The 22903-nt window shown below is 70.3% G+C and carries 21 protein-coding genes; 7 read left to right on the forward strand and 14 right to left on the reverse strand.

Annotated features, from left to right (window positions below; all coding sequences use genetic code 11):
- Positions 1–12: 12 nt before the first annotated feature.
- Positions 13–972 (reverse strand): ABC transporter permease, encoded by a 960-nt coding sequence (locus ACWGDB_RS15785; RefSeq protein ID WP_453822957.1) that lies wholly within the window; start codon positions 970–972, stop codon positions 13–15.
- Positions 973–975: 3 nt separating this feature from the next.
- A complete protein-coding gene (locus tag ACWGDB_RS15790) occupies positions 976–2733 on the reverse strand; it encodes a peptide ABC transporter substrate-binding protein (RefSeq protein WP_453822958.1) in 1758 nt (585 codons plus the stop codon).
- A gap of 173 nt (positions 2734–2906) precedes the next feature.
- On the opposite strand from ACWGDB_RS15790, the gene ACWGDB_RS15795 reads away from it, so the two are divergent.
- Complete coding sequence (locus ACWGDB_RS15795) at positions 2907–4070, forward strand: ROK family protein (RefSeq protein WP_453822959.1); 1164 nt, start codon at positions 2907–2909, stop codon at positions 4068–4070.
- Between the two features lie 15 nt (positions 4071–4085).
- Positions 4086–5618 (forward strand): M81 family metallopeptidase, encoded by a 1533-nt coding sequence (locus ACWGDB_RS15800; protein WP_453822960.1) that lies wholly within the window; start codon positions 4086–4088, stop codon positions 5616–5618.
- 3 nt (positions 5619–5621) lie between these two features.
- Here ACWGDB_RS15800 and ACWGDB_RS15805 read toward each other — a convergent pair whose 3' ends face one another.
- The 8 genes from ACWGDB_RS15805 to ACWGDB_RS15840 form a co-directional block, all read right to left on the reverse strand.
- Positions 5622–6209: a GTP-binding protein gene (locus ACWGDB_RS15805; RefSeq protein ID WP_453822961.1), complete on the reverse strand. Its 588-nt coding sequence runs from the start codon at positions 6207–6209 to the stop codon at positions 5622–5624.
- The gene (locus tag ACWGDB_RS15810; protein ID WP_369274091.1) at positions 6196–6576 is read right to left on the reverse strand and encodes a DUF742 domain-containing protein; all 381 of its coding nucleotides are present in this window, start codon (positions 6574–6576) and stop codon (positions 6196–6198) included. Before ACWGDB_RS15810 ends, ACWGDB_RS15805 begins: the two co-directional genes overlap by 14 nt.
- Complete coding sequence (locus ACWGDB_RS15815; protein ID WP_383604125.1) at positions 6557–6976, reverse strand: roadblock/LC7 domain-containing protein; 420 nt, start codon at positions 6974–6976, stop codon at positions 6557–6559. Before ACWGDB_RS15815 ends, ACWGDB_RS15810 begins: the two co-directional genes overlap by 20 nt.
- An 11-nt stretch (positions 6977–6987) precedes the next feature.
- The gene (locus tag ACWGDB_RS15820; RefSeq protein ID WP_453822962.1) at positions 6988–9411 is read right to left on the reverse strand and encodes a nitrate- and nitrite sensing domain-containing protein; all 2424 of its coding nucleotides are present in this window, start codon (positions 9409–9411) and stop codon (positions 6988–6990) included.
- 190 nt (positions 9412–9601) lie between these two features.
- Positions 9602–10597 (reverse strand): substrate-binding domain-containing protein, encoded by a 996-nt coding sequence (locus ACWGDB_RS15825; RefSeq protein WP_453822963.1) that lies wholly within the window; start codon positions 10595–10597, stop codon positions 9602–9604.
- Positions 10598–10839: 242 nt separating this feature from the next.
- Entirely contained in the window at positions 10840–11643 is an 804-nt protein-coding gene (locus tag ACWGDB_RS15830; protein WP_453822964.1) for an SAM-dependent methyltransferase, read from the reverse strand.
- A gap of 219 nt (positions 11644–11862) precedes the next feature.
- The gene (locus ACWGDB_RS15835) at positions 11863–12285 is read right to left on the reverse strand and encodes a DUF6114 domain-containing protein (RefSeq protein WP_453822965.1); all 423 of its coding nucleotides are present in this window, start codon (positions 12283–12285) and stop codon (positions 11863–11865) included.
- The gene (locus ACWGDB_RS15840) at positions 12285–12977 is read right to left on the reverse strand and encodes a DUF6230 family protein (protein ID WP_453822966.1); all 693 of its coding nucleotides are present in this window, start codon (positions 12975–12977) and stop codon (positions 12285–12287) included. The genes ACWGDB_RS15835 and ACWGDB_RS15840 overlap by 1 nt, the downstream gene beginning before the upstream one ends.
- A gap of 668 nt (positions 12978–13645) precedes the next feature.
- Here ACWGDB_RS15840 and ACWGDB_RS15845 point away from each other — a divergent pair.
- On the forward strand, positions 13646–14287 hold the full coding sequence (locus tag ACWGDB_RS15845; RefSeq protein WP_453822967.1) for a Tat pathway signal sequence domain protein: 642 nt from the start codon (positions 13646–13648) through the stop codon (positions 14285–14287).
- Between the two features lie 18 nt (positions 14288–14305).
- On the opposite strand, the gene ACWGDB_RS15850 is transcribed toward ACWGDB_RS15845, so the two are convergent.
- The gene (locus tag ACWGDB_RS15850; protein WP_453823033.1) at positions 14306–15250 is read right to left on the reverse strand and encodes a lytic polysaccharide monooxygenase auxiliary activity family 9 protein; all 945 of its coding nucleotides are present in this window, start codon (positions 15248–15250) and stop codon (positions 14306–14308) included.
- Positions 15251–15674: 424 nt separating this feature from the next.
- Between ACWGDB_RS15850 and ACWGDB_RS15855 the strand changes: the two genes are divergently transcribed.
- Positions 15675–17480 (forward strand): S8 family peptidase, encoded by a 1806-nt coding sequence (locus tag ACWGDB_RS15855; RefSeq protein ID WP_453822968.1) that lies wholly within the window; start codon positions 15675–15677, stop codon positions 17478–17480.
- Between the two features lie 117 nt (positions 17481–17597).
- Here the strand turns inward: ACWGDB_RS15855 and ACWGDB_RS15860 are convergent, their stop codons facing one another.
- Complete coding sequence (locus ACWGDB_RS15860) at positions 17598–18275, reverse strand: ScbR family autoregulator-binding transcription factor (protein WP_453822969.1); 678 nt, start codon at positions 18273–18275, stop codon at positions 17598–17600.
- Positions 18276–18454: 179 nt separating this feature from the next.
- On the opposite strand from ACWGDB_RS15860, the gene ACWGDB_RS15865 reads away from it, so the two are divergent.
- The 3 genes from ACWGDB_RS15865 to ACWGDB_RS15875 all read left to right on the forward strand — a co-directional run bounded on the left by ACWGDB_RS15865 (position 18455) and on the right by ACWGDB_RS15875 (position 21334).
- Positions 18455–19396 carry a ScbA/BarX family gamma-butyrolactone biosynthesis protein gene (locus tag ACWGDB_RS15865; protein ID WP_453822970.1) on the forward strand — a complete coding sequence of 314 codons (942 nt, stop codon included), beginning with the start codon at positions 18455–18457 and terminating at the stop codon, positions 19394–19396.
- 71 nt (positions 19397–19467) lie between these two features.
- The gene (locus tag ACWGDB_RS15870) at positions 19468–20115 is read left to right on the forward strand and encodes a ScbR family autoregulator-binding transcription factor (protein WP_453822971.1); all 648 of its coding nucleotides are present in this window, start codon (positions 19468–19470) and stop codon (positions 20113–20115) included.
- Between the two features lie 31 nt (positions 20116–20146).
- On the forward strand, positions 20147–21334 hold the full coding sequence (locus tag ACWGDB_RS15875) for a damage-control phosphatase ARMT1 family protein (RefSeq protein ID WP_453822972.1): 1188 nt from the start codon (positions 20147–20149) through the stop codon (positions 21332–21334).
- Positions 21335–21362: 28 nt separating this feature from the next.
- Here the strand turns inward: ACWGDB_RS15875 and ACWGDB_RS15880 are convergent, their stop codons facing one another.
- Together ACWGDB_RS15880 and ACWGDB_RS15885 are read right to left on the reverse strand one after the other, a co-directional pair.
- Positions 21363–22625 carry a cytochrome P450 gene (locus ACWGDB_RS15880; protein ID WP_453822973.1) on the reverse strand — a complete coding sequence of 421 codons (1263 nt, stop codon included), beginning with the start codon at positions 22623–22625 and terminating at the stop codon, positions 21363–21365.
- Positions 22622–22774 (reverse strand): hypothetical protein, encoded by a 153-nt coding sequence (locus ACWGDB_RS15885; protein ID WP_453822974.1) that lies wholly within the window; start codon positions 22772–22774, stop codon positions 22622–22624. The genes ACWGDB_RS15880 and ACWGDB_RS15885 overlap by 4 nt, the downstream gene beginning before the upstream one ends.
- Positions 22775–22903: the final 129 nt, after the last annotated feature.

Here is a 22903-nt window from a genome sequence, read left to right on the forward strand (position 1 = left end):
CAACACGACCACTCACGCCCGCCCCTCCTTCACCCGAGGATCGACAACCCGCTGCACCACATCCGCAAGCAAGGTCCCCGCAACGGTCGCCACGGAGATGACGAGCACGCACCCCAGCAACACCGGATAGTCGGAGGACTGCGCGGCGGACCAGAACAACAGCCCCATCCCCGGATAGTTGAACAGCTGCTCGACCACCAACGCCCCACCGAACAGCACCGGCACGTAGTACCCGAGCATCGCGATCACCGGCGTCAGGGAGTTCCGGAACACGTGCCGGAACAGAACCGCGTACTGTCCGGCACCCCCGGCGCGAGCCGTCCGCACATAGTCCTCGGACAGGTTCTCCAGCGTCGCCGCCCGCATGTACCGACTGAACACGGCCACCATGGACGCGGCCCCGGTCACGACCGGAAGCACCAGCGCCGCCGGATCGGCGAACACCTGGGCCAACGTGTCCCCTTGGGGCGCCTGCGACGGAAACCACCGCAGGGCCTGGGTGAAGACCAGCACCAGGATCAGACCCAGGAAGTACACCGGCGTCGAGTACGCGACGAAGCTCAGCGTGGTGATGACGTAGTCGGCCGGCTTGTTGCGCCGCACGGCCTGCCACATGCCGAGCGGGACGGCGAGCAGCAGCCCGACCAGCGCGGACAGCACGGTCAGCACCAGCGTCTTCGGCAGCCGTTGCCCGATCAGTCGCGAGACCGCCTCGTTGAGGGTGTACGACGTCCCGAGGTCACCCTGCGCCAACTCGCGCAGGTAGTAGACGTACTGCACGGGCAGCGACCGGTCGAGCCCCTGTTCGTGGTTGAACGCGGCGATCTGCTGGGCCGTCGCCTGCGGTCCGAGGATCCCGCGTGCGGGTCCTCCGGGCAGGGTGTGCAGCAGGCAGAAGACCACGATCGTGACGATCAGGATCACCGCGAGGGCCTGGAGGAGCCGGCGGCTGAGATACAGGAGCGTGTCCATGCCTCAGCCGGTCCACTTCCACTGCGCGGGGTGGAAGTTGGCGAGCGAGTCCTGGGAGAAGCCGCCGAGGCCGTTCCTGATGACGGAGACCTGGTAGACCGGCTCCGGCAGCCAGATCACCGGCAGGTCCTCGGCAAGGGCGGCACTGTATTCCTGGACCGCCCTCGTCGAACCTGACGTCGTGGAGGCGGAGATGAGCTTGTCGACGTCCGGGTTGGAGTAGTTGCCGAAGTTCGAGCCGCCGCCGGTCTGGAACAGCGAGTCACCGGTCGGGAAGGCGGGGAAGTACCAGCTGCCGGCCGTGCCGAAGAAGGACAGCTGCCACTTGCAGATCGACTGGCTCGCCTTGCACTGCGGGGTCTGCGACAGCACCGAGTTGACGGGCGCGGTCTTGATCGAGAACTTGATGCCGGTCCTGGCGAGCGAGGACTGGATCGCGCTCATCATGTTGTCGGTGACCGTCGAGCCGGACTGCGACAGCACCTGCATCTCGAACTTGGTGCCCCCGGCGACGCCCTCACCGCACCGGGCGGCCCCGGTTCCGGGACTCGTGCAGGTCATGACCCCGCCCTGCTCGCTCCAGCCGTGACCGGTCAGCAGCTCCCGGGCGGCCGTCGTCGAGAAGGGGTACGGGTCGTCCTTCTGCACCTGGGAGACGAAGTCCGACGCCTGCCCCTGTGGGACGGGGCCGTAGCCGGCGACCGCGGTCCCGTTGAAGACGACTTTCGCCAGACTCGCCTGGTCGATGGAGCGCTGGACGGCCTGACGGGCGTACAACTGCTTGAACACCGCGCCCATCGCCGGGTTGTTGAAGTTGTACGGCATGTAGGTGATCGCCCAGCCGGACCACGGCTTCACCTCGTACCCCTGCGCGGTGAAGCTCTCCTTCTGGTCGAGGTCGGTCGCCTCGATATAGCCGTAGTCGACGCTGCCGGAGCGCAGGGCGTTCTTCTCGGCTTCGGCCGTGGTGAAGGGGAGCAGGTTCACCGTGGGGATGGCCGGCTTCTCGCCGCCGTCGTACTTCTTGTTGGCGGTGAGGACCACCTTGCCGGCCGTCGAGTAGGACTTGACCGCGTAGGGGCCGCTGATGGTCTTCCAGAGGGCGTTCTTCTCGTAGTCGCCGATGTTCTTCGCCGCGTTGTTGAGGTACGTCCACACCTGCTTGGCGTCGCCGCCCTTGTCCCAGGTGTGCTGCGGCAGCGGTGTGATCGAGCTCAGCTCGTTGGCCAGCATCCACTGCGGGTTGTAGGCCTTGTCGAAGGTGATGGTGAAGTGGCGGTCGTCCTCGGTCTTGAAGGACGTCCAGTTGTCCGGCGCCTGACCGGGGTTGTAGCCCGCCCACTCCGACTTGTTCGCCTTGATGAGGTCGAACCAGAACCGGACGTCACGGGAGGTGATCGGCTTGCCGTCGCTCCAGTGCCGGTCGCCCAGGGTGATCCGCACACTCTTGTTGTCGGGCGCGAAGTCGGCGTCGGTGGCGACCGAGCCGGCTTTGTTCCAGGCGATCTCGCCGGTGGAGCCGTCGTAGGCGATGAGCGGCTCCCACAGCGTGTTCGCGATGGAGATGTTGTTGGTGTTCAGATGCGCCGCGGTGCCGATCGGCAGGATCCAGTTCGGCGTGAAGTTCGCAGGCAGCGCGTAGTTGATGGAGTCGCGGGACCCGGTCGACGTACCGCTGCTCCCGGAGCAGCCCGCGAGCAGCAGCGTACCGGCGGACAGGGTGGCGGCAGCGGCGAGGAGTCTCGTACGAGCAGGGGACATGACTCTCCTCAGGGGACAGAAGCGAGGTGCAGTCAGTGAAAGCCCCGTCCGTTCGAAGAAACAGGAGTGCCGCTGTAAAAAGTATGTTTCTGCTGTTCTGGAATTAGCCCGGAAGGCGCGTCCGCGGCCTACTCTCGCTGTCCCGACCGCAGATGACGGAAGTAACTTCGTCCATGACTGAAAAAAGTGGGTCGTTGACCCGGCGGATCCTCGAACTCCTCGCCTCAGGGCAGGCGTCCACGCGCACGGAGCTCTCCGAACTGCTCGGCGCCGCGCCGTCGACGGTCTCGTTCGCGGTGACCAAGCTGCTGGACTACGGCCTGGTCACCGAGGAGGGCACCATGTCGTCCACCGGCGGACGGCCGCGCAAGGTGCTCCGGCTCGGCGGCGGTGACGGCTACGCCGTGGCGGCCGAACTCGGCGGCAAGCACGCCCACGTCGGCGTCGTCCACCCCGGAGGCGGTCTCACCGACGTCTCCACGGTGCCGTTCGCGACGGCCGACGGACCGCAGGCCTCGCTGCCAGGCCTGGTCGAGACCCTGGAGGGCCTCGCCGAGCGGAACGGGCGGGAGTCCCTCAGAGGTGTCGGCCTCTGTCTGCCGGGCCCGGTCGACGTCGAGCCGGGCCTGGTGACCCTGCCCGCGCGCATGCCGGGCTGGAACCGGTTCCCGGTGCGGGACTGGCTCCAGGAACGGTTCGGGGTCCCGGTGGCCATCGAGAACGACGCCAACTGCATGGCCGTCGGCGAGCACAGCGTCCGGCCCGCCGGGCAACGCCAGGCCATCATGGTGAAGGTGGGCACCGGGATCGGCGCGGGCGTCATCGCCGACGGCCGCCTCTACCGGGGCGGTTCGGGCGCGGCCGGCGAGATCACCCACGTCCGCGTCGAGGCCGCCCACGACATCCCCTGCTCATGCGGGAACACCGGGTGTCTGGAGACGGTCGCCTCGGGAGCGGCGCTGGTCCGCATCCTGCGTGAGCGCGGCCTTGAGGTGACGTCCACCGAGGACGTCGTACGCCTCGCCGGTGACGCCGACCCCGAGGCCACGCGCGCGGTCCGGCAGGCCGGCCGCTACCTCGGCATGGTGCTGGCCGCCAACGTCAACTTCTTCAACCCCGACGCCGTGTACCTCGGCGGCATCCTCTCCACGCTGGAGCCCTTCGTCGCCGCCGTGCGCAGCCAGTTGTACGAGGGCTGCCATCCGCTGGTCACCGAGCACCTGGTCATCGAACGGGCCGGCCTCGGCGCCGACGCCGGCCTGGTCGGCGCGGGCCAGTTCGCCCTCCAGCGGGCCCTCGCCCACGCGCTGCACTCGGTCGCCGGCACCCACCCCTGACCCTCCGGAGGAGCCATGCCCCAGCCTCAGCACCAGCTCCGGCCCCGCCCCCGTCCCGTCATCGCGATCGCCGGCCTCGGCATCGAGTCGTCGACCTTCTCCCCGGCCCGCACCGACGCCCCCGCCTTCCACCCGCGGCGCGGACCGGACGTCCTCGACCGCTACCCGTTCCTGGCCCCGGGACTGCCGCTGCGGGACGCCGCCGACTGGCGTGGCGCCCTGGTCGGCAAGGCGCTGCCCGGCGGAACGGTGACGGCGGCCGCGTACGCCGAGCTCTCCAGCGAACTCATCGATCGACTGCGGGAGTTGGGGCCGCTGGACGGCCTCTGGTACGACATCCACGGTGCGATGACCGTCGAAGGGCTCGACGACGCGGAAGTGGACCTGCTGACCCGTGTCCGCGAGGTGATCGGCCCGGACGTCCTCGTGTCGACCTCCATGGACCTGCACGGCAACGTCTCCCGGCGGCTCGTCCACCTCAGCGACCTGATCACCTGCTACCGGATGGCCCCGCACGAGGACGCCATGGAGACCAAGGAGCGGGCCGCCCGCAACCTCGTCGACCTCCTGGCGAGCGGCTCGCCCCGCCCCGCCAAGGCCTGGGTGCCGGTGCCGGTGCTGCTGGGCGGGGAGCAGACCTCCACCCGTATCGAACCCGCGAAGAGCGTGTACGCCGCCGTCGAGGACGTGGAAGCGGCCGACGGGGTGACCGACGCGGCGATCTGGGTCGGGTACGCCTGGGCCGACGAGCCGCGCAACCGGGCCGCCGTCGTGGTCACCGGACCCGACCGGGCCGCAGTCACCGCCGGTGCCGAGCGTCTCGCCCGCGGATTCTGGGACGCTCGCCACGACTTCGCCTTCGTCGCCCCGACCGGCACCCTCGCCGACTGTCTCGACGAGGCCCTCGCCTCCGGTGCCCGCCCCTACTTCATCAGCGACACCGGCGACAATCCGACGGCGGGCGGCGCCGGAGACGTCACCTGGGGACTCCAGCACGTCCTGGCCCGCCCGGAGTTCGAGGACCCGTCCGGCCCGGTCGTCCTGTACGCCTCCCTGCCCGGCCCGTCCGCGGTCGACACGGCGGTGAAGGCCGGCGTCGGCGCCACGGTCACGGTCACCGCCGGCGCGGAGGTCGACGACCGGCACGCCGGGCCGCTCACGATGACCGGCGTGGTGCACTCCGTACGCCACGGAGACCGGGACGCCGAGACGGAGGCCGTGCTGCGGGTGGGCGGCGTGCACGTGATCCTGACCCGGCTGCGAAAGCCGTATCACCTCGAACGCGACTTCACCGACCTGGAGTTGGACCCGCGCACGGCCGACCTCGTGATCGTCAAGATCGGCTATCTGGAGCCCGAACTGTTCGCCATGGCGGCCGACTGGAAGATGGCGCTCACCCCGGGCGGCGTCGACCAGGACCTGGTGCGGCTCGGCCACCACCGGATCAGCCGGCCCATGTTCCCCTTCGACCCCGCGATGGCCACCCCCGACCTCACGGCCAGGATCGTCGCACCCGCGAACCGGCCCCTCACCGGCCCCGAGGAGTGACGCTCAGCCCGCCTGCCGGGCGTCGGCGATCAACTGGTCGATCAGGGCGATCAGCACGTCCCGGCACGACTCGCGTTCCCGTGCGTCACACAGCAGCACCCGGACATGCTCCGGGAGCGCGAGGGCGTCCCTGATCTCGTCGGCGGGATAGGGGTGTTCGCCGTGGAAGCCGTTGACGCCGACGACGAACGGGATCTGCCGGCGCTCGAAGAAGTCGATCGCGGCGAAGCTGGACTGCGGCCGGCGGACGTCGATCAGGACGACGGCACCCAGCGCGCCGATCGCCAGGTCGTTCCACATGAACCAGAACCGCTGCTGCCCGGGCGTACCGAACAGATAGAGCACCAGCTCCTGGCTGATGGTGATCCGGCCGAAGTCCAGGGCCACGGTGGTGGCCCGCTTCTCCTCGATGCCGTTGAGGTCGTCGATGCCCACGCCCGCCGCGGTCAGGGGTTCCTCGGTGCGCAGCGGGGCGATCTCGCTGACCGACCCGACCAGCGTCGTCTTGCCGACGCCGAAGCCGCCGGCGATGAGGATCTTGACCGTGTCGGGCGGCGCGACCGATTCCACGGTGGTGTCAGAGCCGGCCAAGGCCGTCCCTCACTTTCTGCAGCAGGTCCAGGTCCGGGGTGCGGGGGGTGACGGGGTGCGGCGGGTGCACGGTGATCAGGCCCGCCTCCAGCAGATCGCAGAGCATGATGGCGACCACGCTCACCGGCAGGTCGAGATGGGCCGCGAGCTCCGCGACGGCGATGGGCCGGGCGCAGCGCCGCAGGATCCGCGTCTGCTCGGGCTGCGGACGGGGCGCCCGCTCCGGCGGCGGATCCACCGCCGTCACCGTCGTGATCAGCGTGAAGTCGGTGCGGCTGGGCCTGGTCCGGCCGCCGGTCAGCGTGAAGGGACGTACCAGCCTGCCCGCCGTATCGTCTCCGGCCACCTCACGCGCCAGGGCCGACATGGGCCCGCGGTGCCGCCGACAGGTGCTCGCCGATCTTCTTCACCAGCATGTTCATCTGGTACGCCACCACGCCGACGTCCGCGCCCTGGTTGGTGAGGACCACGAGATGGGCGCCGGGCCCGGCGGACGTGAGGATCAGATAGCTGTTGGCCATCTCGATCAGCGCCTGCCGCACCGGCCCGCCTCTGAAGTCCATGCTGACGCCCTTGCTGAGGCTCATCAGACCGGACGCGGTCGCCGCCAGCCGCTCGGCGTCGTCCCGCAGGAACCCGGTGGACTTGCTCACCACCAGACCGTCCTCGGAGAGCACGACGGCGTGGTTGACGTCGGCGACCCGCTCCACCAGTCCGGTGAGCAACTGGTCGAGCTGGGTGTCCGTGGCGGGGCTGGGGCGTGTCATGGCGGTGTCCTTCATGAGCGGTCGGCGGGCGAAGGGGAGGACGTGGGGGAGGCGGCCGCGGAGGGGGCGGCGGCATCGGCGCCGTCGGCCGCGGGCCGCTCCTCGGGGGCGACGTCGTCGAGCGTCCGGCGGGCGGCCGGGATCCGCTGGTCCGCGGCCGGCTCGGGCGGGTCCGGGGTCTCGTCGCCGCTGTCGTCGCGGGCCTGGAGCGTGCCCCGCTGGAAGCAGGAGAGGGAGGAGGCGGCTCGCTCCGCGGTGAAGTCGTCGTAGCCGTTCTCCTCGGCGGGCCGTGCCTCCTCGCGCAGTTCGGCGGCCAGGCTGGTCTGCGGCACCCGGCGGGGCAGCGCGGTGAGGCCGCCTTCGGGGCGCGTGGCGGGGGCGGAGGCCGAAGAGGATTCCTGGGCGGCCGAGTCGCGGGCGGTGACGACCGGGCGGGCCTCCCGTACGGGCTCCTCCGGTTCGGCGGTACCGGAGTGCTCCACCTCGTCCGGCTCCGGGGCCGGCAGGTCCCGGACCACGACGTCGTGCGGAATCAGCACGATCGCCGTGGTGCCGCCGAACGGCGAGGAGCGCAGGGTGACCGCGATGCCGTGCCGCTGGGCGAGCCGGGCGATCACGAACATGCCGAGGCGCAGGTCGTCGGCGAGGGCCACCACGTCGAACTGCGGGGGCTCGGCCAGCTGGGCGTTGAAGGAGTCGTAGTCCTCCTCGGACATGCCGAGCCCACGGTCCTCGACCTCCACGGCCAGGCCCTTGGCCACCATCGCCGCCCGCACCCCGACCGGCGCGGGCGCGGGGGAGTACAGCGTGGCGTTCTCGATCAGCTCGGCCAGCAGATGGATGACGTCCGCCACGGCAGGCGGCGCCAGATGCACCTCCTCCTCCGTCTGCACCTCGACCCGCCGGTACTCGGCGACCTCGCCGACGGCGCTGCGCAGGATGTCGATCAGCGCGACCGGTTCGCTCCAGCTGCGGCCGGGCCGCTCGCCGCTGATGATCACGAGGTTCTCCTCGTACCGGCGCAACTGGCTTGCTGTGGAGTCCAGTTCGTACAGGCCCTTGAGGATCTCGGGGTCCTGGTGCGCGCGCTCCAGCGCGTCGAGCTTGGTGAGCTGGAGGTTGACCAGGTTCTGGCTCTGCCGGGCGATGCCCAGGATGACCTTCTGGAAGCCGCGCCGGGTGTCGGCGAGTTCGACGGCGGTGTGCACGGCGGTGCGCTGGGCGGTGTTGAAGGCCTTGGCGACCTGGCCGAGTTCGTCGTGGCCGTAGTCCAGCGGCGGGGTGGCCAGCTCCACGTCGACCTTCTCGCCCCGCTCCAGCCGCGCCACCACGTCGGGCAGCCGCTCCTGTGCGAGACCGAGGGTGGCCTCGCGCAGGCCGTGCAGGCGCCGGGACAGCGAGCGCGTGATCCGCCACGACATCCAGACGCACACCAGCAGGGCGACCAGGCCGCCCGCGCTCAGGGAGGCGGCCTTGATCAGCAGGCCGCGGGCGTTGTCGCCGCTGCGTTGCAGCAGCGCGGTCGTCTGCTGCCGGATCAGGACCTCGTACTCGTCGGAGACCTTGACCAGCGCCGCCCGCCACTCCTTCTGCGCGTCCGGGACGGAGATGTCCCCGTCCCCGCGCGCCGTCGACCGCGCCGCGAGCACCCGGTCCTCGACGGTCTCCAGGGTCCCCCACTGAGGGCTCCCCAGGATCCGCTCGGTCTCCGACTTCGCGCTCCCCGTGAGCGAGGGGAGGATCTGGTCCTCGACGAGCCAGCGGCGGGTGTTCACCAGCTCCGCGAACTCGGTCCACGACTTCTCGTCCATCGTCCGCGACGGCGAGGCCAGCGTCAGCAGCGCGTCCTCCCGGGACACCAGTTCCGCCGCGTGCTCCAGCGCGACGAGCGGACCGGCCTGCGAGGTGAGGTCGCCGTCGTCGACCTGGGAGAGCTCCTGGAAGGCGTGGATCTGGTCGTCGATGATCGACGTGTACTGGCCGAGCGCCTGCACGGCGGTGATGTCGGTGGGGTTGTCCACCTGCCCCCGGTAGTACTCCAGACTGCTCGCCGACGCGACGACCGAGTACAGCCGGTCCTTGATCCGGGAGGGTGCCTGCTGGATCGCGTCCGACTGGGAGAGGAGTTTCGCCACCGCTTTGTCGGTCTTCTGCCGCTGCTCGTCCAGCGCGCTGCGGGCCTCCTCCTGCCGGGACGCCAGCCATACGGCCGAGTAGCTGCGCTCCTGCTGCAGCGCGAGCGTGGCCTCCGTGCCCATGGCCCCGGTCGACTTGCTCAGCCCGGTCTGCGATCGCAGCCCCAGGCCCTCCGAGAACATCTGGATCGTCGTCACGCTCCAGACGGCGGCGAGCGTGACGCTGGGCACCAGGGCCAGCAGGATCAGGGAGAGACGGATGGAGCCGAGGCGGCGCCGGGGACCTGTCCGTGGAGACATTGTCGTCCTAGGGCGATCAGCGGAGGGTGGGAGCGGGCGGGGTCAGCGCGGAAGCGGAAGCGGGACGAGCGCCAGGGGTGGCGGCGTGTCCGATACGTCACAGGGGATGCGCTGGATGCTATCCGTACAAGTGAGCGTATGTGTCACGCGTGACCGAATCTTTGGCGACACCGCCGGGGGAACTGTCCGGTCACCGGGTTCCGTTGGCGGCGAACTTCGCGACCGAGGCGATGTTCGCCCTGGTCACGAATGCCGGTCCGGTGAGGACGGGCGCCTCACCACCGCCGAGGGTGTTGCCGTTGGTCCTGTACAGCCACAGCGAGTCCACCGCGAGGTATCCCTGCAGATACGGCTGCTGGTCCACCGCGAACTGCACGTCCCCGGCCTGGACCGCCTTGACCAGGTCCTTGTTGAGGTCGAAGGTCGCGACATGGGCCTTGGAGCGGGCCTCCTCGGCCGATTTCACCGCGGCCAGCGCGAACTGCGCGCCGTTCATGACGACTTCGTCGATGCTCGGGTCCTGTCTGAGCCGCGTCGCGACGGAGGCGGTCACCGCGTCCATGTCGGTGCCGTCCACGTAGAGGTTCTCGGTCTCGCCGCCGAAGGACTTCTTCACGCCCGCACAGCGCGCCTCCAGGGCGACGTTGCCGCGCTCGTGGATGACACACAGGGCGTGCTCGGCCCTGAGGTCGTCCAGTTTGTCGCCGACGGCCCGGCCCGCGACGCTCTCGTCCTGGCCGAAGTAGCCGACCAGGCCCGCGGACTGCCAGTCGTCTATACCGGAGTTGAGGCCGACCACCGGTATGCCGGCCGCCCGCGCCTGGGCGACGGGACCTGTCATCGCCGTCGGCTTGGCCAGGGTCACCGCGATGCCGTCGACTTTCCGGCTGATCGCGTCGCGCATCAACCCGGCCTGGCCGACCGGGTCGGAGTCGCTCGCGAAGGTCAGATCGATGCCGTCCTTTGCGGCCGCTGCCTGGGCGCCCTTGCGCACCAGCTCCCAGAAGGCGTCGCCCTCGCCGCCGTGGGTGATGAGGGCGACCTTCAGTCCCGAGGAGCCGGCGGCGTCCGCGTCCGACGCCTCGTCGGAGCCGCCGACGGCGGAACAGCCGGCCAGCAGCAGACAGGCGGCGGCCGTGAGGGCCGCGACGCGAGTGAAAGAGGGGGAGGGGGGTGGGGTCTTCATGAGGGTGCGGCACCTCGCTGTGCGGCCGAGCCGTAGGAACGAACGAGAGGACGGCCGGCGTCGACCGGGGAGTTCGCCGACCGGGTGAACTCTCGCTGGGGCGGAGCCAATCGCGTGTGACCACCGGTAGTCAAGTGTGCAACAACAACGCGTGAGTTGTTGCTCCCACATCGTGATGAACCGCTGGCCGGAGGGTGGGCGGCCGACCGGCCCGCCCGCACTGCTTGCGCCCGCAAACCGGGTCAACCCGCCTTGCGGGCGAGCGCCCCGTACATCGCGATGTCCTCGTCGCGGATCACCTCGGTGCCCGTGCCGTCCGGACGCCACTTGTGGATCTGGACGATGCCGGGCTCCACGTGGTCCAGACCGGTGAAGAACTCCTCGGCCTCGGCGAGGGTACGCAGCCGCATCGGCATGCCCCGGGCCGCGTACTCCCGGGCGACCCGGCCGACCTCGTCCGGCGCGAACTCGGCGGTGCCGATGGACATCGCCAGGTGGCTCCCGGCGGGCAGTGGCTCCAGCAGCCGCCGGACGATCCCCACGGCGTCGTGCTCGTCCAGCATGAAGTGGACGATCGCGATCACGGTGAGCGCGACCGGCTCCCCGAGATCGAGGGTGTCGCGGAAGGCCGGGGCGTCGAGAACGGCCGCGGGGTCGCGCATGTCCGCTTCGACGTACGCCGTCCTGCCCTCGGCCGTGCCGGACATCAGCCCCTCGGACAGCGCGAGCACGAGCGGATCGTTGTCGACGTACACGACCCTGGCTTCGGGGGTCACCGACTGGGCGATCTCATGGATGTTGGGCGACGTGGGTATCCCGGTCCCGATGTCGAGGAACTGCCGTATCCCCGCCTCCCCGGCGAGATACCGCACGGCCCGGTTCATGAAGTCCCGGTTGGCCCGCATGTGAACGGGCAACGCGGGCCACTCCCGGACCATGGCGTCGCCCGCCTCCCGGTCGGCGGGGTAGTGGTCCTTGCCGCCGATGATGTAGTCGTAGATCCGGGCGGAGTGTGCGGTCTCGGTATCGATACGTTCGGCGGACACGGGGCCTCCGGGCAACATGGACTTCTGGCTGGTTCAACCCACAACTACCCTAGGAATTCGGGAAGTTGGCGGTCAGTGCACCAACCTACGGGCGCGGGGAACTGCGCGACCAGCCCAAGACGCACTCGCACCCGCCGAACCTCACCGGACCCCTACGGCGTTCCGGCGTCACGACTCCGGCCGCAGGCCGGAGAACCCGGTTCAGGCGGGCTCCCCGGCCTACTGAACGCCCGTGACCGCAGCGCCCTCCCCCGCCTGCCGCCGCTGCCGCCGGCGCCGGGGTTCCTGATCCGGCAGCCAGCCGAAGACAAGGCAACTCCCCACGACCCCCAGCAGGAGCCCCACGAAGAAGCCTCCGAGGTTGGAGGTGGGCCAGGACCCCAGGGAGACCAGCACCCCGGTGATCGAGTAGAAGAGCCGCTGAGTCGGATTGAACAGGACCAGCAGACCCAGCAGCAGCATCAGCGCCGGCAGCAGATACCCCGCCAGCCCCTGCATCCCGACATGAAGCACGACCTTCATGGACGCCTTCATCGTGAGCAGGATCTCCGCCCCACCCAGCGCGAGCAACACCCCGCCCCAGAACGGCCGGTCGGCCCGCCAGCGACGGAAGGCCGACCGGAAACCCGAACGCTCCGCCATCAGCAACCCTTGCTGCTGAAGCCGAGTTTCAGCCCAGGCAGCTTGAACACGCCAGCTGTGGTCGCGTAGTTGGTCTGGCGGAGATTGGCGATGCGCACGGTGTCCGCCTGCTGGCTGAAGACGCCGATCGGCCCCTTCACCCCGGCCTTGGTCAAGGTGCTCGCGTCGTTGCCGATCTCGATGTTGTTGAACGCCGCGTCACCCGACAGCTCGGTCGAGTCGGTGGTCAGATCGCTCGCGCTCACCTTCTCCGCCCCGCTGCCCGCGGTGATGAGCAGGTTCGTACCGCCGAGGTCGACGCTCTGGCAGAGCTTCGTGAGCGTGGCGTTCTTGATCGCGGAGGTGACGACCAGCACCTGGCCGCCGGTGTCCCCCTCGTTGGGGCTGCCCGGCGCCATGTTGTCGAGGCCGCCGAACTGCTCGAACCCGGTGCCGTTGAGCTCGGTCGCGGTGACCGTGAAGGGCATGCCGGAGATCGCGAACTGCACGCCCAGCGCGCCCTCGGCGGTGAGCACCGCGAGAGCACCGGCGACCAGGGTGGCCGGCACCGCCATCACGGCGGCCCGGCGCGCCCGGACCCGCCCGCGTCGGGCGGGTCCGTCGGTGGGTTCGGATGCTGCCGGCACGGAACCGCTTTCCGGGTTCTCGGGGGTGTGGTCGGCGGACGAGGTGACGTCCGAGGACGAGGCCATAACTGCTCCCAGATGCAAAAGTGCGGGTAGGGCATCAGTGGCACGTTGTCCTGGCGCGGACAGCGCCCGCGGCGCACGCCCCTCGCAACTCCCGGCGGGTGCAAGGGCTTTCTCGTACTCCGCAGTAGCCAGCCCGGAAGTTACCGGTGGTTACACCTGAGGGTCAAGGCAGTTGTGGGAAAAGAGTGTTGATTGTGCGTCACCTGTGAGTTCTCCTCTTGTGCGACTCCCTCGGAAGCCTCGAAAAGTGCCGACGGGAGTCATCAACTCCCTTGCCATGCCTTGACGTTGACGGACACTCAGGTCTACAACTCTCCCTGGCTCCCCCCTGGATCCGTGGCGCCGGATCCGCCGTCGCGTGGCCCGTGGCCCCGCGTTCCCGGACTTGATGTCCTTCACATTCCGCGAGATCACTCCACGGCGCCGTCACGGTCGCTTCCCCCTCGGTCCGTGCCGGACGCCCTCCCCGCCCGGTCCGTCCGGAGCCCTCCCCACGGTCTCCGGCCGGCCGCCGGTCGGCTGTCGTTGCCGGTCCGTGTCGTACGGAGAAGGCGTCACGGACCGGCAACTGCGCCCACCGACTCGCGAACGAGCCCCCACCGGAACCCCCTGAGCCGCGCAGTTGCCCTCAGGGCACACCCCCGCAACGAAAGTCGAGGTACACCCCCATGCGCGTACGCACCCTCCTCGCCCTCGCCGGCACCGTCGCAGCCCTCGGGCTCGCCGTCCCCGCCTCGGCCGCCGACACCCCGGTACTGACCACCACCGACGGGGCGGCGGTCGCGGTCGGCGCCGTGCTCGACGCCTCCCTGGCGAGCGGCACCGCCGCCACCTTCTACTCCAGCGCGACCGGCACCAGCGGCATCTCCTGCACCAAGTCGGCGTTCTCCGCCACCGTCACCGACAACCCCGCCGCCCCCGGCACCGCCACCGAGTCGCTGACCTCCCACACCTTCGACACCAGCGGCTGCACCGCCAACGTCACCGGTGTGCTCGGCGTCAGCGGCATCACCGTCGACAACCTGCCGTACACCACCAGCGTGTCCTCCGACGGCACCGTCACCGTGACTCCGGCCGCGGGCTCCGCCGTCCAGTCCACGGTCAAGCTGCGCACCCTGCTCGGCACGATCACCTGCGTCTACCAGGCGCCCGGCCTCTCCGGCACGGCGAGCAACGCCGACAACAGCATCGCCTTCACCAACCAGCCGTTCACCAAGACGTCCGGTTCGTCGCTGTGCTTCAGCAACGCCTACTTCACCGCCAAGTACGCCCCGGTGACCAGCTCCGGCCTCGCCGTCAACGTCAACTGACAGCCCTGCGGCGGTGGTTCACCGCCGACGCAGACGCAGGACGAGGGCGGCGCCGCCGGTGAGCACCAGCACCGCCGCGGCGCCGCCCGCCAGTACGGGGGTGGACGGCCCCGAGCCGGTGCCCGTGCCGGAGGCCACCGGAGTGCTGTCGCTCTGGGGCTGTGCGGACACCGGGGCCCGCGACGGCGGCTGGGACGTGCGCTGTTCGGCAGCCGGCGAAGGGCTGCTGTCCGTGCCCTTGTCACCGTCGCTCGGTGAAGCCGTCGCGGAGCGCTCGCCCTTGCCCGGCGAAGGCGCCGCGGAGTCCTCGCCGCCCTGCTTCTGCGCCTGCGGGAACACCACGTCCGAGCACGAGTAGTAGGTGTCCGGCGTGCTGCTGTTCTGCCAGATCGTGTACAGCACATGGCGCCCGGTCCGGTCGGACGGCAGGGTGGCCCGGATCCGGTACGCCCCGTTCGTCAGTGCCGGGTCCTTCACCACCGCGAACGGCTGCTCCGCGAGATCGGACCAGGCGAGCGGCTCGGTCGGGTCGTAGCCGGGCTTGGTGAGAAAGAGCTTGAAGGTGCCCGTGTGCGGGATCGTGGACACGTACCGCATCGTCAGGGTGGACCCCGACGTGAGTCGGGTCGACGGCCAGTCGGCGCGGGCGAGGTCGAGGCCCCGGTAGGCAGGCAGTCCGCCGCTGCACAGCTGTCCGTCGGGTACGACCTGCCGGTCCCGGCCGTTGACGTTCGCGATCCGCAGATTGTCCCAGGCCGTGAAGGGCGCACCGTTCGAGGCGATCGCCGTCCGGCAGGCCTGCGTGGACGCGCTGCCGCCGTCGGGGGAGCAGGCGTACGCACGGCTGGTCGGATCCGTCGGCGCACCGTGCGCACGGGCCGGGCCCGCCGCCCACACGGTGAGCAGCAACGGCGTGACGGCGGCGGCCGCCAGGGCGGTGCGGTGCGATCTCATCCAGGGCATCCGGGACATCCGGAACGTCTCCTCGGCCGGTGCGGAAGGGTCCTCGTGCAGTACGAGAAACCGGCCCGGCGCGTTCACTGCGTGACGAGTCGGGCAAAGTCCGCCAATACCGGTCAACCATGCGACGTAGAGGGTGGGTTTCCGGCCGGATCGAGGGTTTCCCCTGTATCCGGATGACCAGCTCTTTGCCTATCGTTCGACCACAGCCGCCCCACAGGTAACCCCGAACGGGGCCTAGCTCGCGCCAGGCCGGCCGCCGCGCCCCCGCACCACGCACTCCCCCCATCTGCGTTCGTTGCACTGCCCGCCTTGCCGCACTGCCCCCACCTGCCCACCCGGTGGACCCCCCGCCGCTTCGAGGACGAAGCGAATCGACCGCCGCTCCGCGCTGCCCGGAGTACGGCCGGCCACGAAAGGCAAGCCCTTGCGTACCTCCACACCCCTCAGACGGAAGCTGATATCCGTCGCCGCGGTCTCCGCCGCGCTCTTCACGGCCGCCACCACCACGGTCGCCGTGGCCCAGGATTCCCCCACTGAGGAAGCCGCCGCCCCCGTCCCGGCGGCCCAGACGGAGGCCGCCCCCGGCACCACGGCCGAGCGCCTCATCGTCGGCTACAAGTCCGGTGCAGCCGAGGCCAAGTCGAACAAGGCCGCCGAGTCCGACGCCGCCGCCAAGGGCAAGGAGGCCGGCGAGGACCTCGACTTCCAGCGCCGCCTCGGCTCCGGCGCCGCCCTCGTCGACCTCGGTGAGAACCTCACCAGGACGGACGTCGCCGACGTCGTCGCCGAGTACCGGGCCGACCCGCAGGTCGCCTACGTCGTACCGGACCGGCTGAACAAGCCGCTGGCCACGCCCAACGACACCGAGTACGCCAAGCAGTGGGACCTCTTCGAGTCCACCGCGGGTATGAACGTGCCGGGCGCCTGGGACGTCGCCACCGGCAGCGGTGTGACCGTCGCCGTCATCGACACCGGCTACGTCACCCACTCCGACCTCGGTTCCAACATCGTCGGCGGCTACGACTTCATCTCCGACACCGCGGTCTCCAACGACGGCAACGGCCGTGACAGCAACCCGGCCGACACGGGCGACTGGACCACCGACGGCCAGTGCGCGGCCGACTGGGAGGCCTCGCCGTCGTCGTGGCACGGTACCCATGTCGCGGGCACCATCGCCGCGGTCACCAACAACGGCAAGGGCGTCGCGGGCATCGCCCACGGTGCGAAGGTCTCCCCGCTGCGGGTCCTCGGCCAGTGCGGCGGCTACGACTCCGACATCATCGACGCCATCACCTGGGCGTCCGGCGGTACGGTTTCCGGCGTCCCGGCCAACGCCAACGTCGCCAAGGTCATCAACATGAGCCTCGGCGGGGGCGGCGCCTGCACCACCGCGACCCAGAGCGCCATCAACGCGGCCGTGAACCGCGGCACCACGGTGGTCGTCGCGGCGGGCAACAGCAACGCCAACGCCGCCAACTACTCGCCGGCCAGCTGCAGCAACGTCATCAGCGTGGCGGCCGCCGACCGCCAGGGGAACCGCTCCTACTACTCCAACTACGGCTCGGTGGTCGACATCGCCGCTCCGGGCGGCGAGACCAACTCCGTCACGGCCAACGGCATCCTGTCCACGCTGAACTCCGGCGCTCAGGGCCCGTCCTCCGAGAGCTACGAGTACTACCAGGGCACCAGCATGGCCGCCCCGCACGTCGCGGGCCTGGCCGCGCTGATGAAGTCGGCCGACGCGTCGCTGACCCCGGCGCAGATCGAGTCCGCGATCAAGACCAACTCGCGTACTCTGCCCGGCACTTGCTCGGGCGGCTGCGGTGCCGGCCTGGCGGACGCGACGAAGACGGTGCAGGCGGTGAGCGGCGGCTCCACGGGGGGCACCACCTTCTCCAGCACGTCCGCCGTCTCCATCCCGGACAGCGGCTCCGCGGTCGAGTCCGCGATCGCCGTGAGCGGCCGCAGCGGCAACGCCCCCTCGGCCCTCCAGGTCGGCGTGGACATCACCCACACGTACCGCGGTGACCTGGTCCTCGACCTGGTCGCCCCGGACGGTTCGACGTACCGCCTGAAGTCGGCCAGCTCCTCGGACTCCGCGGACAACGTCAACGCCACCTACACGGTGAACGCCTCGAGCGAGACCGCCAACGGCACGTGGAAGCTGCGCGTCCAGGACACGGCGGCCCAGGACACGGGCCGGCTCAACAGCTGGAAGCTGACCTTCTGAGCGAACGGCTACCACAAGCGGGCGGGCCGGCCGGCGCGGATGGGGCATCGGCCGACCCGCCGTTCACGGCACCGACCGGAGTGACGGAAACCGTCACTCCGGTCGGTGGCTGTGTACTCAACGTACGGACAGGTCCATGTCGGTCTGTTCGACACCGGCTTCGCCGAGAGTGGCCAGCACCCGAAGGCCACGGTCGGGCTCGCGGTCGATGGCGGTCAGCAGACCCGGCACCGCGATGCTCGGCAGGATGTGCCCCCACAGGACCGAGATCCGCTCCGCCAGATCCTCCCTGTCGGTCAGCGCCAGGGACATCAACTGGAGCCCCGCGAAGGCCCCGACCAGCAGCTCAATCGTCTGCCGCGGTACCACGGTGGGCAGCAACTCGCCCTGGTCACCTGCCTGTTCGAGCAACCCCACCAGATGGTCCGCCCACTGCCGGAACGGCCCGGCATCGTCGACACCGGGCGGCGCGCTCTGATCCACGGCCAGCCGCACACTGCCCTTGAGCAGGGAGTTGCCGATCAGTCGCTGCCCGAACACAAAGGTCATGTCGACGAGTTCCTGCAGCTTGCACGGCTGCGGAGGCACCACGCCGAACGGCATCTGCTCGTCCAGTACGGCCTGGGCGAGGGATTCCTTGGAGGGGAAGTGAAAGTACAGGGCGCCCTTCGTGACCTCGGCCCGCTCCAGGACCATCGAAATGGTCGTCGCCGCGTACCCGTGCTCGTCGAAAACCGCGCCCGCGGCCTCCAGAATCACCCTCCGCGTTCTGATGGCGCGCTCCTGCCTCGCCATAACAGCCCCTCCGCTGCGCCGAGTCGACCTGTGCGCCGGGCGTGCGCCGGAGCGGTTCGGGCACGGCCGGGCGACCCAAGGCCGCATTGAAAACAAACCGGTCGCCTCGTACTCTAACGCTCGCGGCACGGGCACCTCGCCGTTGTCAGCGCACACACGGGGGGACCCAAGGAGGGGACATGCCTCATCCGCGGCAACTCGCCACGACTCCACTCACTGAGACCCCGGTGGCACCGCAAGGCCTGACCGCCACCGTACCTCGCCAGCTCGTCCACCGTGCCTCGGTCGCGGAAACGTTTCTCACCGGTGCGACCAGCACTGAAGCGGACCGGTTCACCGTCTTCGCCGAATGGCCGCGCGCTCACCAGTTACACGTGTCGCCGGACCGGTCGGCATACGAGCCCCTGCTCGTCGCCGAGACCGTCCGCCAGGCCGGCACACTCATCGCGCACACCGGCTACGAAGTCCCGCTGGACCACCAGTTCGTGCTCACGGAACTGCGGATCACCACACGTCCCGAGCATCTGGCCATCGGCCCGGCACCCGCCGAACCCGTTCTCCACATCACGGTCTCCGACGTCACCCGCCGCGGTGGCCGCCCGGCCGGATTCCGCTACGACGCGGAGATACGGCTCGGTGACCAGCACGTCGGGACCGCACACGTGGCCGCCACCTGGACCAGCGCGGCCGTCTACCGCCGACTGCGCGGCGGGCGCACCGCGGCCACCGTGTCCGTGCTGCCCGTCCCGCCCGCCCTGCCGCCCTCGGCCGTGGACCGCGCCCTGTCCGCGGACGTCGTCCTCGCGCCGGCCGAGGCCCCCGGCCGCTGGCAGCTGCGAGTCGATACCGGCCATGCTGTTTTCTTTGATCACCCACTTGATCATGTGCCCGGCATGCTGCTGCTGGAGGCCGTCCGCCAGGCCATCCGGGCCAGGAACCGGAAGTCCCCCCGCCGGCCTGCTTCCTTCCATGCCGTCTTCCACCAGTACGCCGAACTCGACCTGCCTCTTTGGATCGAGGCCGTGGGGGAGCCGGGTGCGAACGGCACCGATGTGCAAGTCGTGGGACGGCAGGGAAAGTCGACGGTTTTCGAGTGCGGGGTGGGCACCGAGGAGGGCTGAGCTATCGTGTACGGGGAGTAAGAAACAAACGGCGCGACCCGTTCTTTTCCGGCCCCAGGAGAGTTCAGCTGATGGCGAGGCAGTTACGAGCGGAACAGACCCGCACCACGATCCTCACGGCCGCCGCCGAGCTGTTCGACCGTCACGGCTATGAATCAACCAGTCTGAGCGACATCGTCGAGTACGCCCAAGTCACCAAGGGCGCCCTGTACTTCCACTTCGCGGCGAAGGAGGACCTGGCCCAGGCCATCATGGAGCTCCAGTCCCGTGCGTCGCGTCAGGTCGCGGCGGAGATGGACGGCAGGGGCTACACCTCACTGGAGGCCCTGATGCGCACGACGTTCGGCATCGCGCGGCTGTCCGTCGAGGGCCCCATCCCCAGGGCCGGTCTGCGCCTCGCCACCGGGGGAGTGGTGATACGGCCGCCCCTGCGGCACCCCTTCACCGAGCTGCTGGACATCACCACCCGCAAACTCCTCGGCGCCGCCAAGGAGTCCGACCTGCACCCGGACATCGACGCCGAGGCCGCGGCCAACTCCCTCGTGTGCTTCTTCGTCGGCACCCGCGTCGTCGGCCGCTCCCTGGAACCCGTCGCCCGCCAGCCCCGCAGGGTGGCAGAGATGTGGCACATCATGATCCGCGGCCTGGTCCCGGTGCCCCGCCGGGCCCGTTACCTCACCCTCACGACACAGCTGGAGCGGGAGATCAGAGCCGTATGACACGCCTGACCCGCGCGATACGGTGACGCGTATGCCCGAGAGGTCCGACACCCCGCCCCCACCCGTGCTCCTCGGGAACGAACCCGGCTCGTTCCCGCACAGCGTCCTCGCCGAACGGCACCCCGCGATCATCCGGCAGGTACGGGAGTCCTTCCCCTACGGCCCCGAGCAGCACCGCGCGCTGGACGCGCTCCTCGCGAGCTGCACCAAGGGTGTGATCGAACCGCTGCCCGCCGACGCGCACGACCGGGACCGCTGGACGGCCTGGGACGCCGACGCCCACACCGGCCGGTCCTGGTTCGACGTGCCGTGGCTGTGGTCCGAGAGCTACTTCTACCGCCAACTCCTTGAATCCGTCGGGTACTTCACCACCGGACCCTGGCAGGGCATCGATCCCTTCCGCCCCTCCAAGACGGCCGAACTCGACGCCCGGGAGACGGGCGAGGAGCTCGCCGCCCTCGACGATCTAGCGGACCGGCCCGCCGACGAACAGGGCCGGGCCCTGCTGCACGGCTCCCTGTGGGGCAACCGGGCCGACCTCGGTTTCCGCCTGTCGGCCGTACACGACGAGGCATCCTCGGACACCCCGCCCCTCGTGGCCGACGACAGCGACACCCTCTGGTCCCTGCTCCCGCCGTCCGGCTCCGCCACCCTGTGCCTGATCGCCGACAACGCGGGCCGCGAACTCGTCCCCGACCTGCTCCTCATCGCCCACCTCCTCACCCAGGGGCGGATCGGCCGGGCCGTCCTGCACATCAAGGCGTACCCGTACTACGTCTCCGACGCCACGCACGCCGACGTGCTCGACGCGCTGCGCCGGCTGACGGCGGCGCCGGGCGTGGCCGCTGCGTACGGCCGGGTCCTCCGGTCGGCGATGACGGACGGCCGCCTCACCGTCCGCGCCCACCCCTTCTCGTGCGCCCCGCTGCCGTACGCCGCGATGCCCGGCGACCTCCGCGACGAGCTCGGCGCGGCCACGCTCACCATCGTCAAGGGCGACCTCAACTACCGGCGCCTGGTCGGCGACCGCCGCTGGCCGCCGACCACGCCGTTCGCCGACGTCACCGCGTACTTCCCCGGCCCGGTGGCCGCCCTGCGCACCCTGAAGTCCGACGTGATCACCGGCCTGGACGCCCGTACGGAAGCGGCGCTGGTGGCGGCGGAGGGACAGAAGTGGCGGACGGGCGGGACGCATGCGCTGATCCAGGTGCGGACATGACGACCCCGCGCCGTCGAATCGCTTCGGCTCAACCGATTCGCACCGGCAGGGACTTGAGCCCGTTGATGAAGTTCGACACCAGCCGCTTGGGCTCTCCCGCGGTCCTGAGGACGGGCAGTACCCGCAGGACCTCCCGGTAGAGCACCCGCAGCTGGAGCCGGGCGAAGTGGGCGCCCAGGCAGACGTGCGGGCCGTCGCCGAAGGACACGTGCGGGTTGGGCGTGCGGGACAGATCCAGCCGGTCGGGGTCGGCGAAAGCCCGCTCGTCACGGTTGGCGGACGCGTGGAAGACGACCACCTTGTCGCCCGCACGGATGAGCCGGCCGGCGAGCTCCGTGTCCTGCGCGGCAGTGCGGCGGAAGGTGAGAACCGGGGGATGCCAGCGCAGCAACTCGTCCACGGCGGGGAGCAGTTCGACATGCCCCGTGCGCAGTCGCTCGTACGGCTCCGGGTGCTCCGCCAGCGTCAGCAGCCCGCCCGGTGCCGCACTGCGGACGGTGTCGTTGCCCGCCACCGTGAGCAGGAAGAAGAACATCTCCAGCTCAGGACCGGCGAGTTCGGCATCGTGGGCGAGGGTGGTCATGACGTCGTCGTCGGGGTAGCGCCGCTTGTGCGCGGCCAGTTGCCGGGCGTACCCGAACATGTCCCGCAGCATCGCGGGCGAGCGCGGATTGACCGGCCTGCCCTGTGCGTCGAGCACCGGGGTGCCCGCCTCGTCGGGGTCCTGGTAGCCGATGACCCGCTGCGTCCAGTGCAGCAGCAGCTTGCGGTCGGCCTCCGGCACGCCCAGCAGGTCGGCCAGGTTGAGCAGGGCGTAGTCGTCGGTCACGGCGGTGACCAGATCCACGGTGCCGTCCGCCGTTCGGGCCGTCTCCAGGGCGTGCGTGAGGAGCGTGTGGGCGCGCGTCCGGGCGACCCTCGCGAAACGGTCCACCCGGCCGGGGGTGAAGGCCCGGCTCACCAGCCGCCTCAGGCGACCGTGTCCCGGCGGATCCTGATTGAGCATCATGCGGCGGATGAAGGGCAGATCGTCCGGGTCGGGGTCCCGGATCTGGGTCGCGCCGATGTACGAGGAGTACGTCGCCGAGTCCTTGAGCACGCGCACCACGTCGGCGTGCCGGGTCACCGCCCAGAACCCGGGACCGGCCGGCCAGCCCAGCACCTCTGGTTCGTCCTGCCGGGCCACGGGGTGGTGGTCGCGCAGGATGCGATAGGCGTCGTGGGGGACGTCGGTGGCGTACTGCCGGGGGTCGAAGACGTCGGGGACGGGGGGTGCGTGGTGGGCCGTCACTCCTGCCCGCCTTCGTGCGGGCCGTCCGCGCGCAGAAAGTACTCGACCACCCGGATCAGCTCGGACCGATCGGCGAACCAGCCGTGCACGGCGAACACCTTGCGGGCACCCTCGCCGTGCACTTCGTGGGGGAGCGTGAAGGAGGTCATGGGACCAAGGTGGCGTATGTCGGGGAAGACCGACAGAGCGACGTGTCCGCCTTCCTCGCCGAGTTCCGCGCAGCGAGGCCGGAAGCGGGGCGGGCGGTGCGCAACAGGCAGGGCGTCCGAGAGTGGCCG

The organism is Streptomyces sp. NPDC055013, assembly GCF_053608645.1.

Bases quoted from the DNA above. Each gene is read 5' to 3' on its own strand.
- ACWGDB_RS15785 (WP_453822957.1), bottom strand. From the start codon at position 972: ATGGACACGCTCCTGTATCTCAGCCGCCGGCTCCTCCAGGCCCTCGCG.
- ACWGDB_RS15790 (WP_453822958.1), bottom strand. From the start codon at position 2,733: ATGTCCCCTGCTCGTACGAGACTCCTCGCCGCTGCCGCCACCCTGTCC.
- ACWGDB_RS15795 (WP_453822959.1), top strand. From the start codon at position 2,907: ATGACTGAAAAAAGTGGGTCGTTGACCCGGCGGATCCTCGAACTCCTC.
- ACWGDB_RS15800 (WP_453822960.1), top strand. From the start codon at position 4,086: ATGCCCCAGCCTCAGCACCAGCTCCGGCCCCGCCCCCGTCCCGTCATC.
- ACWGDB_RS15810 (WP_369274091.1), bottom strand. From the start codon at position 6,576: ATGTCGGCCCTGGCGCGTGAGGTGGCCGGAGACGATACGGCGGGCAGG.
- ACWGDB_RS15815 (WP_383604125.1), bottom strand. From the start codon at position 6,976: ATGACACGCCCCAGCCCCGCCACGGACACCCAGCTCGACCAGTTGCTC.
- ACWGDB_RS15820 (WP_453822962.1), bottom strand. From the start codon at position 9,411: ATGTCTCCACGGACAGGTCCCCGGCGCCGCCTCGGCTCCATCCGTCTC.
- ACWGDB_RS15825 (WP_453822963.1), bottom strand. From the start codon at position 10,597: ATGAAGACCCCACCCCCCTCCCCCTCTTTCACTCGCGTCGCGGCCCTC.
- ACWGDB_RS15835 (WP_453822965.1), bottom strand. From the start codon at position 12,285: ATGGCGGAGCGTTCGGGTTTCCGGTCGGCCTTCCGTCGCTGGCGGGCC.
- ACWGDB_RS15840 (WP_453822966.1), bottom strand. From the start codon at position 12,977: ATGGCCTCGTCCTCGGACGTCACCTCGTCCGCCGACCACACCCCCGAG.
- ACWGDB_RS15845 (WP_453822967.1), top strand. From the start codon at position 13,646: ATGCGCGTACGCACCCTCCTCGCCCTCGCCGGCACCGTCGCAGCCCTC.
- ACWGDB_RS15850 (WP_453823033.1), bottom strand. From the start codon at position 15,250: ATGCCCTGGATGAGATCGCACCGCACCGCCCTGGCGGCCGCCGCCGTC.
- ACWGDB_RS15860 (WP_453822969.1), bottom strand. From the start codon at position 18,275: ATGGCGAGGCAGGAGCGCGCCATCAGAACGCGGAGGGTGATTCTGGAG.
- ACWGDB_RS15865 (WP_453822970.1), top strand. From the start codon at position 18,455: ATGCCTCATCCGCGGCAACTCGCCACGACTCCACTCACTGAGACCCCG.
- ACWGDB_RS15870 (WP_453822971.1), top strand. From the start codon at position 19,468: ATGGCGAGGCAGTTACGAGCGGAACAGACCCGCACCACGATCCTCACG.
- ACWGDB_RS15875 (WP_453822972.1), top strand. From the start codon at position 20,147: ATGCCCGAGAGGTCCGACACCCCGCCCCCACCCGTGCTCCTCGGGAAC.
- ACWGDB_RS15885 (WP_453822974.1), bottom strand. From the start codon at position 22,774: ATGACCTCCTTCACGCTCCCCCACGAAGTGCACGGCGAGGGTGCCCGC.